7 protein-coding genes and 3 pseudogenes are annotated in these 13,392 nt (G+C 58.1%); 7 read left to right on the top strand and 3 right to left on the bottom strand.

Translation table 11 applies throughout. The features are described from left to right. Positions 1–20: 20 nt before the first annotated feature. Complete coding sequence (locus C5L13_RS20525; RefSeq protein WP_105385128.1) at positions 21–1,091, top strand: NAD(P)/FAD-dependent oxidoreductase; 1,071 nt, start codon at positions 21–23, stop codon at positions 1,089–1,091. A gap of 139 nt (positions 1,092–1,230) precedes the next feature. On the opposite strand, the gene C5L13_RS20530 is transcribed toward C5L13_RS20525, so the two are convergent. Both C5L13_RS20530 and C5L13_RS20535 read right to left on the bottom strand, forming a co-directional pair. Then, positions 1,231–1,647, bottom strand: coding sequence for a GNAT family N-acetyltransferase (locus tag C5L13_RS20530; RefSeq protein ID WP_105385129.1), 417 nt, complete (start codon positions 1,645–1,647; stop codon positions 1,231–1,233). 6 nt (positions 1,648–1,653) lie between these two features. After that, on the bottom strand, positions 1,654–2,208 hold the full coding sequence (locus C5L13_RS20535) for a cysteine hydrolase family protein (protein ID WP_105385130.1): 555 nt from the start codon (positions 2,206–2,208) through the stop codon (positions 1,654–1,656). A 35-nt stretch (positions 2,209–2,243) separates the two neighbouring features. Between C5L13_RS20535 and C5L13_RS28805 the strand changes: the two genes are divergently transcribed. Then, on the top strand, positions 2,244–2,849 hold the full coding sequence (locus C5L13_RS28805) for an MFS transporter (RefSeq protein ID WP_158693489.1): 606 nt from the start codon (positions 2,244–2,246) through the stop codon (positions 2,847–2,849). 506 nt (positions 2,850–3,355) lie between these two features. Here the strand turns inward: C5L13_RS28805 and C5L13_RS29155 are convergent. Further along, positions 3,356–3,581: pseudogene (locus C5L13_RS29155) on the bottom strand (transposase); the annotation flags it as partial. A gap of 616 nt (positions 3,582–4,197) precedes the next feature. Here C5L13_RS29155 and C5L13_RS20560 point away from each other — a divergent pair. The 5 genes and pseudogenes from C5L13_RS20560 to C5L13_RS20585 all read left to right on the top strand — a co-directional run bounded on the left by C5L13_RS20560 (position 4,198) and on the right by C5L13_RS20585 (position 13,358). Next, entirely contained in the window at positions 4,198–6,204 is a 2,007-nt protein-coding gene (locus C5L13_RS20560) for a methyl-accepting chemotaxis protein (protein WP_105385133.1), read from the top strand. Continuing rightward, positions 6,204–6,680 (top strand): chemotaxis protein CheW, encoded by a 477-nt coding sequence (locus C5L13_RS20565; RefSeq protein WP_105385134.1) that lies wholly within the window; start codon positions 6,204–6,206, stop codon positions 6,678–6,680. Before C5L13_RS20560 ends, C5L13_RS20565 begins: the two co-directional genes overlap by 1 nt. A gap of 451 nt (positions 6,681–7,131) precedes the next feature. Continuing rightward, on the top strand, positions 7,132–9,312 hold the full coding sequence (locus C5L13_RS20570) for a putative bifunctional diguanylate cyclase/phosphodiesterase (RefSeq protein WP_105385135.1): 2,181 nt from the start codon (positions 7,132–7,134) through the stop codon (positions 9,310–9,312). A gap of 410 nt (positions 9,313–9,722) precedes the next feature. Continuing rightward, positions 9,723–11,680: pseudogene (locus C5L13_RS29160) on the top strand (HAMP domain-containing methyl-accepting chemotaxis protein). A 733-nt stretch (positions 11,681–12,413) separates the two neighbouring features. Beyond that, positions 12,414–13,358 (top strand): annotated as a pseudogene (locus tag C5L13_RS20585) (pyridoxal-phosphate dependent enzyme). Positions 13,359–13,392: the final 34 nt, after the last annotated feature.

Below are 13,392 nucleotides of genomic sequence, written 5' to 3' on the forward strand. Positions count from 1 at the left end.
CGCCACTTTGAGGCCGTTCCATGAGATTGCACCAACCACGCATCGCCGTCATCAGTGCCGGTATACTCGGTTCGGCCATCACCTATAACCTTGCCGTCCGCGGCGCGGATGTCTTGCTGCTGGATGAAAATCCGAGACCGGGTTGTGGCGTCACGGGTCGTGCCTTTGGTTGGGTCAACGTTATCAATGGTGCACCCGACCATACCAGCTACCCGCTCTGGCGCGAGGCGGTCGCCGAGTATCGGCTTCTGAAAGCGTCCTTGCCGGAAGCTCTGTCGGATGCCCGCGCCGGTTCGCTGATATGGAGAGCGACACCACAGGAGACCGAGCAGCTTGCCGACGTGCATCGGCGTGCGGGTGAGGACGTCGAGTTGTTGAAACGGAGTGTCGTTGCCGAATGGGAGCCTCGTCTGCGCCGGGTGCCGGAATGCGCGGTCTTCTCCCGCAGTGATCTCGCTCTCGACCCGACACGACTGGCAGGAACCTATGTCGCCGCCGCTCTTGCCGCGGGTGCCTCCGCCCGGTTTGACAAAAGGGTCGCCGCCATCGAAACCGCGAATGGTCGAGTAACCGGCATCCGAGTCTCGGATGGCATCCTCAAGGCCGACGTCATTGTGATGGCGGCTGGAAGCGCCATCAATGTGCTCGCAGACGAGTTCGGTATTGATACCGACATTGAGACCTCTCCAGCACTGCTCCTCCGCTATGCCTGCAGCATGCCTGTCGTCAGCCGCATCCTGCGTGGACCGCGCCTGGAAATCCGCCAAGCCGGCGACAACACGCTTCTCGTCGCAAAATCCTATGTCGAAGACGGGGTAGAAAACGGCCCGCAAACGATTGGAGAGCGGACATTGGCGGTGATGAGGGACGAGTTAAATTTGCCTGGCGACGTTATGCTTGCAAGCGCTGACGTCGGCGACCGTCCGATCTTCGCTGACGGCTTGCCACGCCTTGGCTTTTTGCCCCAGGTGGACGGCCTCTATGTCGCGGCGGGCCATCCCGGCGTCATTCTAGCGCCGCTCATCGGTCGCCTCACCGCAGAGGAAATAGTCGACGGACGCAGGACTGAACTTATACCCGGTCCCAAATGACGTGCTTTGGGAGGAGGTGCCCGATCCCAACAGCGCTCCCGCAAGCCACAGCCTTACGCTGTTTTAGCCGTCTGCACTGGCGGCGATGTTGCGAAAAGCAGGATTTTGCAAGGGTTTGCGACAGCAATGATCGAAGAGTTCATCTCACTCGATAGGCCATGCCGAGGGAACGTGGGGCAGTCTCCCTGAAGCCGAACTGTTCGTAAAGCGTGTTGGCGGGCACATCCGCGATCAGGCTAACATAGGCAGTACCGGGGAGCTCGGCCTCCACATGGGACATCAATGCAGACATGATGGCCTTACCAAGTCCACGTCCGCGATGAGCGGGGTCGACCGCGATGTCGGTAATCTGGAAAAAGCATCCCCCATCGCCAATCAGTCGGCCCATTCCCACGATGGTTCCGTGATACAGGACAACGGCGGAGAAGAGCGTACCCTTTAGCCCAATTTTTGCAGCGTCCGAGGAAAACGCACTCAGTCCACCTGCAGCGCGCAGGCGCAAATAGTCTTCGACCGAGGGCACTTGGTGAGCGATTTGGTAAACGGTGTCATTCATATGGATTTATCCATTTACCTGAATGCTGGTGAGTACCGTGTCGCTGTCAACGACCGCTGCAAAATCCGCCTCAAGCAGACCAACGGTGACGTCGAATATCTCGCGCGCCGAGAGATTGGCCGAAGGCAGATCAAAGCCGAGGACTGCATCTTTAACAACAGTCATCTTAAAGCCAAGGTCTGCCCCTGCACGAACCGTTGAATTAACGCAGAAGCCCGCAACAGCGCCGGTCACGACCAATTGAGTGATATCCTCTTTGCGCAGATATTCTTCTAGTGTGGTCGTTGCGAAAGCAGAAGAGCTCTTCTTGAGGAATACAGGCTCGCTCTCATGCCCTTCAGCGCAGGGCATCGGCTCGAAACCTGGTGCGGTGGGGTGAAGTGGCGACGCAACGTCGTCATCCTGATGTCGAACATGGATGACCGGCTTGCCTGCATCGCGAAAGGCCGTCGCCAAGCGCTTAATATGGCTTGGAGTATCCGGGTTAACATGATCTCGCCCGCTATCGATGCGGTGCTGCATGAGTGTCTGCATGTCGATAATGATAAGTGCGGTATTCATTCTCTGTCCTGAACGCAACCTTTGTTGCGAGTTATGTGAGCATCTCTGCAAGGGCCAAACAGGCTCGCAAAAAGTCCCCGAGGTTTGTTTTAGTTTTGCGTCTGACGTCTAAAACGCAGCACAATAGGCATTTTTGCGACGACCTCAATGGCCGCGCCGAAGGTTACCCGCCCGTTTCACGCGGCTTTCTGGCGGTCGGCATCTTCGGGACCGACGATTTCTCACACAACTTGCTTATCCTCACCGCAACGCAGTTGCTAACGCCCTCAATCCGGGCCGCTCAGGTCGCCGGCCTTCTCTACGTCTGGCGTAACGTCGTGCAGGTCGCGACCTCCTATCCGATCGGCGTTCTGGCGGATCGCTACGGCCAACGCAATATACCAGTGATCGGCTACGCCTTGGGCGTGCTCACCGCACTCGCCTTTGCTGTGAGCGTACTCAATGTCGCCCCCGTTGCCGGCATTTTCTTTGTCGCCGGGCTTCATGTCGCCATCTCAGCGGTCACCGTCGATTCGATTGCTTCCTGCACGGCGGATTGTGAGATTGCTCAGGATCACGAACCAATGTCAGAAAGGCGAGTACCGCAAGCGTGCCTGGGATCAAGATGGAAGCAGGTGCGAAGAAATCGACGGGAAAATTGAACGCCCTGATAGCAGCATGTACGTCCCCGGCCGGAGGAAACTACATCTGGTCAAATGCCGCTTGGAGCTTTGATTGGCGCAGCTGCTACGCAACAGCTTTCCCGGTTGCATCGAGTTGCCCCAGCTGCGAGGCGAGCTCGTGCGCAGGCCTTGGCTTGCTGAACAAGTAACCCCTGGACCTCGGAGCCATGGACATCGCGGTGAGGACCGCGGTGTCCATGGCGAGCCCACCAATCATCGAGGAACTTCAATAGGGAAAGCGCCATGTGTGGACTTTGCGAGCACCGCGAAACGATCTATTGAGCTTGGATAATGCGCTTATCTGATATCATCATCGCGACCCTCGCCATCGCCCTTTCTGCAACAGGGGCAGACGCTCAATCGTCTCGCCAAAGCTTCGTCGTACCAACAGGCAGCGGTGGAGTTCTGGTCGAAAGCTTCGGAGATTGTGCAAGGGCAGTTTGCCCGCCATTGTGATCTTGAGCGGCAGCAAGGGCTTTGGGCGCCCACAAGCCTGTCGCTCGCCATTCGTAGAAATAGGACTGCACAGTTGTAAAGGGCGGAAAATCCCTGGGCATCATCCGCCACTGGCACCCCGTCGTGGCGATGTAAAGCAACGCATTCACGACCTCGCGAAGATCGGTGCTGCCCCCATTCCCGGTCCGTCAGATCGCTTGCATACCGCATTGCGCGTCGGGCATATCGCCGACGGGTGAAATCAGTCCAGCCCATTGTGGTCTCCGTTCGTCCTAAGCAAACAAACAGAACCACAACCGGCTGATTTCACTCAACTCTTTTTCGGTCAGGCTCTAAGAGAATTTTGCCTGAAGTGGGCTCCAGCCACGTTGGACAATTCTCTGCAGTCTATAGATCGCACTACAGCGCGAGACCCCTTCAGAGACCCGGAAGCGCTGCTCAGCAGTTTAGCGGATGCCAAGTGGCTGGGCTGCATAATTGTATCCATATTCCGCACCCGCTAGCCACATCTCGCGCGAAACTGCCATCCCATTGATCGAACGAGAGCCTAAGCTGAGTGGATAAAAGGTTTTCGTTAACCATCTCAACGGCAAATAGTAGTCGCGCCTCGCGTGAATCACGCGCAGAAGCTGCATCGCATACTGCTCGAATGACTTGAAGCGGTGTCTTTCAAAACGACTTTTATGTGAGCCATGATGGCGCTTTTCCGCCCGGTGGAATGACTCTCGCCGAGTACACTTTATCACTTCGAACAGGAGCCATGAGGACTACCTGTGCGCCCGGGGGGAGCATCTGTCCATCGCTGGATACCCGCCTTTAATTACCCTCCCTGACAACAGCTATCCCTCCCAAACCTATGGGCAAACCTGTCATGACACAGTTCAAGCATCTGAAAACATCGCTCAAGATCACCATCACCTTTGCCATACTGCTCGTCGTCGCCTCAACCGTGAGCATCCTCAACTATCGCAGCATCCATTTCGTCGACGAGACGAATGGCTGGATCCAGCACACCAATGAAGTGATCCGTGCCACGAACCGCGTCCTGCTGGGCATGGTGAACCAAGAGACCGGCGTTCGGGGCTATCTCGTCTCGGGCAAAGACGATTTCCTGGGGCCGTATCGCAGCGGCATTCAGGGCTACGACACCGCCTTCGCACAGGTGAAGGAACTCACCGCCGATAACCCGGTGCAGCAGAAGCGGCTTGCGGACCTTCATGAGCAGGCAATGGCATGGCGTACCAATGTCGCGGAAAAGGAGATCGCGCTGATGCGCGACCCCAAGACCATCGAAGAGGCACGATCGATGGAAACTCAGGGTGCCGGCAAGGCGTACATGGATACGCTGCGCGGCATCATCAACGACATCCAGGGGGAGGAACGCGCGCTCATGGACGTGCGTAGCGCCGCCGGGAAGGCGGCGGTATCGTCCTCCGATTGGGTGAGTATCGGAGGACTCGTCGGCATGGCAGCATTCGCCCTGCTTGCCGGTTTTGCCCTCTATCGGGGCGTTGCGGCGCCGATCGGCAGCACGACACACGTCATGCGTACGCTTGCCGATGGCAACCTTAATGTTGCAGTACCGTTCACCGATCTCAAGAACGAGCTTGGCGAGATGGCCCGTGCGGTGGAAGTGTTCAAGCAGAACGGCATCAGGGTGCGCGAACTGAACGCGCAGGAAGCGGCACTGCAAGCGAAAAGCGCCGATCTGCAGTCGAGCATCGGCGAGGTCGTCTCGGCGGCGGTCGCCGGCGACTTCACCCGCCGGATCAGCAAGGACTACGACAATGCCGACCTCAACCGCTTCGCCGCCCAGGTGAACGAGCTGGTGACCTCCGTCGACCGTGGCGTTGCCGAAACCCGCCGGGTTATCTCAGCGCTGGCGGAAGGCGACCTCACCGAAACGATGCGCGGCGAGTTCCAGGGCGCCTTCGGCGAGCTTCAGGCCAACGTCAACCAGACGATGGCGAATCTGCGCTCCGTGCTCGGCGAGGTGCGCGCGGCAATCGACACAATCAATGGCGGCGCCAGCGAGATGCGCATGGCTTCCGACGACCTTTCCAAGCGTACCGAGCAGCAGGCGGCCTCGCTAGAGGAAACCTCCTCGGCACTCGAGGAAATCACCGTCGCGGTGAAGAGCTCGACCGAGCGAGCGCTGGAAGCGAGCCATATGGTCGACGAGGCACGGCGCTCTACCGAGCAGTCGAGCGCCGTTGTCAAGGATGCGGTCTCGGCGATGGGACGCATCGAGCAGGCTTCCGGCGAGATCGGCCAGATCATCAACGTCATCGACGAGATCGCCTTCCAGACCAACCTCCTGGCGCTGAATGCCGGGGTGGAGGCCGCTCGCGCAGGTGATGCCGGCAAGGGTTTTGCCGTCGTCGCCCAGGAGGTGCGGGAGCTTGCCCAGCGTTCGGCCGGCGCCGCCAAGGACATCAAGGCACTGATTTCACGCTCGGGCGAGGAGGTCGGTTCCGGCGTCAAGCTGGTGACGGCGACCGGCGAGGCACTCGGCCTGATCCAGGGGCATGTCGTCAAGATCAATGAGCATGTCCATTCGATCGCCACCGCCGCCAAGGAACAGTCGACTGGCCTGTCGGAGGTCAACACCGCCGTCAACCAGATGGACCAGATGACGCAGCAGAATGCGGCGATGGTCGAGGAATCGACTGCCTCCACCAACCGGCTGGCGGAAGAGGCCGCAAACCTGGCGGGGCTGATCGCCCGCTTCAAGCTCGAGGTCGGAGCTGTACGGGCCGTAACCCCCGGCAGCAAGCCCGTCAGTTCGCCGGCGCGTGCTCTCACCCGCAAGCTCGCCGGTGCTTTTGGCGGCAGGGCCGCCACGGCGGCAGCTGTTGATATCTGGGAGGAGTTTTGATGACTGGATCGCGTGCTGTTCAGATGCAGGGCACGACGATGGAAATCATTGCTTTCCATCTCGGCGACCAGCAGTTTTGCATCAAGACCACCTCGATCCGGGAAATCCGGGGATGGGCAGCGGCGACGCCGCTGCCCCACTCACCGCCCGATGTCATCGGCGTCATGAACCTGCGTGGATCCGTAATACCGATCATTGATTTGGCCGCGCGACTTGGGGTTCGCAGCACGGTCGACACCGCGCGCGCGGCCATCGTCGTCGCGGAAGTGGGGCATAGCGTCGTCGGCCTGGTTGTCGACCAGGTCTCGGATATCCTCTCGATCCGAGGCGATCAGATCCAGCCGGCGCCCGATCTCGGCATCGCCTTCGATCCCAGCTTCTTGCACGGCATCATTCCGCTTGAACGCGGCATGGTCTGCTTCCTCGATCTCGACCACATGTTTGCAAATCTCGACGAGACGGCGAACGCAGCCTAATCGCTAACCATCAAATCGTACGCGCGGTTTCCAGCGGAAACCGCGCCCATCGCCAAAAGCCAAGAGAGAAAATCGAATGCCCCGAGCCGTCGTGTTGCCACCTGACAACCAGAACTGCCCGCAACTCCTCGAAATATTCGAGCAGAAGCATAGTGAAGTACTGCAGATAACATTCAGGGGGACGCCGAAGGATCGGTCGCGAAACCGATCAGCCTATCCATTATCCGCGGTCTGATCCCTATTGCGCAACGAATGGCGGTTCCCTCTCAAGAGCGGAGCATTTTGTTAAGCTCCTCATAGGCTAATCGCCCCACGCTTGCTGCATTGGCCTTCGGATATCGACGGCGCCGCCAAGCCTCCAGATCCGCTCGAATGACTTGTGCGTGATTTCCCAATGAGAATTCAGCCGGTTGCATGATGTCACTGGTCTGTTGCGACCAGGAGGACATTCATGAGGCAGCTCTCGCGCAAGGCATCCAGCGTTGCCTTTCAGGTAGACGACGCATTTGCCCGCCCCGAACTGGCTGTGCGCACCAGCAGAATTGCCGATCTTGCCGAGCACAGACGCGCGGAGGAGAGGCTCACGGAAGCACTGGACTTCGCTGAAGGGGTTATCGCTGTACTTCCCGACATTCTGTTCGAGATGGATCGAAACGGCCGATACCTGCAGGTCTGGACAAAGCATCCGGAGACACTGGCGGCAACTGAGGAATACCTGCTCGGCAGGACGCTAGACGAAGTCCTGCCGCCTGAGGAGGCGGCCATCGCACTCCAGGCCATCCGCGAGGCCGATGAGAGAGGGGCCAGCGACGGCCACACGATTCGTATCGTGCAGCACAACGGGGAGACCCGTTGGTATGAACATTACATTGCAAAAAGCCCTGGCAGCAAACCTTCCAACCAGACGTTTCTTGCGCTATCGCGCGATATTACGGAACGGAAGCAGGTGGAGCGTGTCCTTGACGAAGCCCGAACACGTCTGCTCACGGTGCTTCAGACCATTCCCGACATGGTATGGCTGAAGGATGTGGATGGCGTTTACCTGCTCTGCAACCATGCATTTGAGCGGCTGGTCGGCAAGTCAGAGCCGGAGATCATTGGCAAGACGGATTTCGATCTGTTCGATGCCGACCGGGCCCGAGTCTTGCGCGAAACGGATCTTGCGGCCATGAGCGCCAGTAATGCCTTCGTCAACGAGGAATGGGTGACGAGCGGCGACAGCGGGCAGAGCATTCTTCTCGAAAGACGAAAAGTCCCGATCATCGATGCCGAGGGAAGGACGACGGGGATTCTCGGCGTGGCGCGCGACATTACAGAGCTGAACAGCTCCCGCGAGAAAATCTATCGGATGGCTTTTTACGATTCGCTCACGTCGTTGCCAAATCGAGCGCTGTTCCAGGAGCGTCTGGGACAACTCGTCGCCGGCCGCTCGTCCGAGCGTCAGCGAGCGGGCATCATGATGATCGACCTCGATCATTTCAAGACCATAAACGACACGATGGGGCATCCTGTCGGGGACGAACTGCTTTGTGAGGCTGCCAGGCGTTTCCAGACAAGCGTGCGTGCGGGCGATACTGTTGCGCGTCTCAGCGGTGACGAATTCGCCATTCTCTTACCGGACATCCGACAGGGGGAGGAACTGGCCGATATTGCGAGAAAGATGCTCGAAACATTTGACGAACCGTTCCTGCTGAATGGCAAGGAGGTGTTCGTCTCGTGCAGCATCGGAGTCGCACTTCACCCTGATGACAGTACAGATGCCGACGATCTCCTGAAATACGCCGATTCCGCAATGTATTCGGCAAAGCGACTGGAACGAGGCAGCTTTCAATTCTATTCGAAGGAATTGACGGCCAGCGCGCAAGAACGGTTGATGCTGGGATCGGAACTGCGCCGGGCGATCGAGCGCGGCGAACTTGAGGTTCACTACCAGCCCAAGGTGCTTTTGGCGAACAACATGATGATCGGCTCCGAGGCCCTGCTGCGGTGGCATCACCGGCAGATGGGCATGGTTCCTCCGGCGCGATTCATCCCGGTTGCGGAAGACATCGGGCTGATCGTGGATTTGGGTCGATGGGTGCTTCGCGAGGCTTGCCAAACAGCTGCAGAGCTGAACGCCGAAGGCCTACCGCCTCATAAGGTGGCAATCAATCTCTCACCCAAACAATTCCAACGCCTTGGTCTGGTAAAGACGATAGCCGATATCCTCGAAGAAACGGCTTGTCGTCCTGAGTGGATCGAGGTGGAGATCACCGAAAGCCTTCTGCTCGATCAGGAAGACGAAACGCTGAGGACACTTTCTGCCCTGCGGGCCATGGGGATCTCGATCGCCATCGATGATTTCGGCACAGGCTATTCCGCGCTTAGCTATTTGGCTCGTTTTCCCATCGACACACTGAAAATCGACCGATCATTCATTAACAGCGTCGACAAGCGTAGCGCGGAGCTTGTCAAGGCGATTCTCTCCTTCGCACGCTGCCTTGGGCAGAACGTGGTTGCGGAAGGTGTCGAGACGAGGGAACAAGCGGCCTTCTTGGTGAATAATGGATGCGAGGCGGCGCAAGGGTTCCGTTACAGCAAAGCCATACCAAAAAGCGAAATTGTGAAGTTGCCGCAGTTTCTGGGTGTTTGATCTAGATTGATCCCCAGGGTCCCTCTGTTGTCACGCCAGTCAGTTAAAACGGTGCGACTTTGCCGTGGAGGTGACGGAAAACGTGCATCACTTGTATGACAGTTGTTCAATCAGCGCACGGCCCTTTTGTGGGCAGCTTTCGGCCTTCGTTGCCGCACTCGCAGCTCCGCAGGAGAAACCCCTGCGTAGGAGAAATTCACGTTCACCGAGGCGACTATAATTGATCCGAAATGTGCGACAGAATCCGGATCGCGCGGATCAATCATCCCGTAAGATCAAAATTTACACTTCATAAATCACCGCTCCCTTTTTTAGGATCATCCGATGAGATGCAATCTGCGCCTCGTGCCGCCATGAAGACGGTTTCGGAATATCAGATTTTCGCAATCCCTGCCTTCAGGAGCATCTACATGAATCGTTTTTTCGGCTTTGGAATTGGCACCCGCCTGGGCACCGGCTTCGGCTTCCTCCTTCTCCTCATGCTCGCGTTGGCGCAGTATTCAGTGACCTAGGTCAACACCATCAATCGCGATCTTAGCCAGATCAACGACGTCAACAGCGTTAATCAGCGCTTTGCCATCAATTACCGCGGCAGCATGCCGATCGGGCTTGCAATCCGGGATGTTACCCTGGTCGAAGCATCTGCAGACCGGCAGGTAGCGGTGGAACTGATTGCAAAACTGGCCGACGCCTATGCCGTCAACGAGAAAAAAATGGCGCAGATGGTGTCTTCGCCGGCGGGCGCCTCGGCCGAGGAAAGGACAATCCTTGCTGAGATTGCCGACATCCAATCGAAAACCATTCCGCTCGTGGCCCAGATCATCGATCTGCAGGTAAAAGGCGATGGAGCGCAGGCCAAGAAAATCCTTCTTGAACAGGCCCGTCCGCTGTTCGTCGCTTGGCTCGGCGCAATCAACGAATTCATCGATTACCAGGAGACCCTGAACCAGAAGGTCGGCGGCGACGTTCGTCAGTCCGCCAGCGGTTTCCAGACTTTGGCGTTCGGCTCACTGGCCGGCGCCATCATATTGGCGATCGTCGTGGCCTTTTTTGCAAGCCGCTCGATTGCGAAACCGATCGCAAAGTTGCAATCGGCACTGCAGCACATGGCTGGCGGAGAAGGGGTCGCAACCGATTCCACGCTCGATATACGCCGCGACGAGATCGGCGATCTTGCGCGCGCCGTCGGCGCCTTGCGCGACGCACTCAGTGCACAGGCGACGCACCGGGCCGAGAACGACGCGAGACGCGCCGCTGCAGAACGCGAGCAGAAGGCGCCGCGAGGGAGCGTGAGGCTGCCGCAACAGAAACCAACGATGCCGTTGCGCAATTGGGGCAGGCGCTTGAGGCAATGGCCGACGGCGATCTCGCCTTCCGCCTCGGCCGGCCATTCGGTCCGGCGCTCGACACGCTACGCATAAACTTCAACAATTCCGCCGACAAGTTGCAGTCGTCCTTGAAAGCGATTGGCGGCAACGCGTTCTCGATCGACGCTGGTGCAGCCGAAATCAGCACGGCCTCCAACGACCTTGCTCGCCGCACGGAACAGCAGGCTGCTTCCCTCGAAGAAACTGCAGCCGCGCTCGACGAGATTACAGCAACCGTTAATGGCTCGACCGCACGCGCTGAAGAGGCGCGCACTGTTGTTGCCAAAACCCGGCAGAATGCCGAACGGTCGGGCGCCGTCGTCAAGCGCGCCGTCCTTGCGATGGGGCAAATCGAAAGTTCGTCCAGCGAGATCAACAACATCATCAGCGTCATCGACGAAATCGCCTTCCAGACGAATCTCCTGGCGCTCAATGCCGGCGTTGAAGCGGCCCGTGCGGGCGAGGCCGGCAAGGGTTTTGCCGTGGTGGCACAGGAAGTGCGGGAATTGGCGCAGCGCTCCGCCAGGGCCGCCAAGGAAATCAAACAATTGATCCACACATCCGCCGAACAGGTGCGCTCCGGCGTGGCGCTCGTTGACGAAACAGGCAAGGCTCTGACGGAAATTGTCCTCGAAGTGCAGGAGATCAACCGCCATGTCGATTCGATCGTTGAATCGGCAAAGGAGCAGTCGACGGCTCTGAGGGAAATCAACAAGGCCGTCAATGCGATGGATCAATCGACCCAGCAGAACGCCGCGATGGTCGAGGAGACGTCGGCCGCCGCCGGACAAAAACTGGCAGCTGAAGCAGCAGCGCTTTCAGCACAGCTGGCAAAGTTCCGCTTCGATGGTGCAAAGTCGGTGACCGTCCGTCAAGCGGGCCTCGCCCCCCTGCCGAGATCCTCTGCGCCTGCTGCCATGATCCGCAGAATTTCATCCGCGTTCACTGGTGGAAAGCCCCGAGCCGCGGCTGCGGTGTCGGCGGATTGGGAGGAATTCTAACGGCTGGTGACGAAGGTGAATTCACTTCCGCAACAGCGTGTCGGCGCTTTTTCCATTGACGCTCGTTGATGGCGGGTCGGACATCCTCGCGATTTGCTTGGGTCAGGTTCACCGGTGCCCGAAATCCCACGGCTTTGGGGAGACGCCTCGCTGAAGGCATCATCACGCTTGAAAGCTGTATGATCTGCTCCCTGAGCGCGCTTGCCTAGCAATTGCAGACTGCGATCCCGCCCACGCCATAACAATCGCAGTCGATAAGCCCGGATCAACCAGGCCGTCCTGCATGGGAAGCATTGAGAGATAGGTGCGCGAAGGTCCCTACGTGAATTGGCCCTCCTAAACATGGGGTAATCGCTGCGCGGTGGTCCCGAGCCAAATTCTAGATGATGGCGGGTAAGGGTGGTTGCCCCCGATAAGATGGAAATACGGGCTCACGATTAGCACCGGGCCCAAACATCAAAGGGAGGCAAACATGGTCGAATATATAGGGCTTGATGTTTCATTGAAACAGACGCACCAGTCCCTCAGAACGCACCACGATCCTTCCAATCCTGCCATGAATTGCATGCTTAAAAGTGGCATCCATCCGCTAGAGCCGATGATACCACTTTGTTAAAAACTGGACTCTCTCAATGCAAGGGCGCTCTGACATGGTGGCCGGCACGAACTTTTCGAAAAGGACCAAACGGTGACTGAAGCTCAAGCTGTTGCGGTATGTGACATTCCCGCCCTCGTGGAAACTGCGTATACCCGGGTCGCTGGCCATATTCACCGCACGCCTCTGTTACGGTCCAACTACTTCAGCAGCCGGACTGGAGCGAACGTTTTCTTCAAGCTTGAACAGCTTCAAGTTTCCGGCTCGTTCAACGCGCGCGGAGCCATAAACAAAATCGCCTAGTTGTCGGAAGCCGAGCGTGCCAGGGGTATTGTTGCTGCTTCTACAGGTAACCATGGCGCTGCTGTTGCATATGCTGCGAATGCGTTGGGAGCAGAAAGCCTGATCTTCTTGCCGGAGAACGCCTCGTCCGTTAAGGTAGACGCAGTTCGTGGACTTGGGTCAGAGGTTCGCTTCTACTCCAACGACAGCGGACAAACCGAAATCCACGCCCGTGCTTTCGCGAATGAGCGCGGTCTCACGTTCGCTTCCCCCTATAATGACCCGGCAATTATTGGCGGTCAGGGGACGATCGGCAAGGAATTGATGGAACAGGTTGGCCAGGTCGACGAGTTGTTCCTGTCGGTCGGAGGCGGCGGGCTGCTCAGCGGCATTGCCGGATACCTGAAGGGAATTGGTCAGACAGTTCGGATCTGCGCGTGCTCCCCACAAACCGATCATGCGATGTATGCATCAGTCCAGGCTGGCAAGGTCGTCGTTTTCGACGCTGATCCGACGATCGCTGACGGATGCGCGGGGGGCATGGAAGATGATGCCATCACCCTTCCATTGGTCGCGCGGCTCGTTGACGAATGGCATCTCCTTTCCGAGGAGGCTACGAAGGCCGCGATGCGGCTTTACATCGAGAACGACAACCATCTGCTGGAAGGGTCAGCAGGACTTGCCATAGCTGCTCTGATCGAAACCGCGGAGCGTGATCCAGCGCGCTTCAAGGACAAGACAATTGTTCTCGTCATCTGTGGTTCCCGCATCAGTTTGAAGACGCTGAAAAGTCTGCTTTGATCACCGCTGTCGAGTGAACCCCTGTGCCTGGCAC

Origin of the sequence: Neorhizobium alkalisoli, assembly GCF_002968635.1 — a bacterium.
In the GTDB taxonomy this organism is placed as follows: Bacteria; Pseudomonadota; Alphaproteobacteria; order Rhizobiales; family Rhizobiaceae; genus Neorhizobium; species Neorhizobium alkalisoli.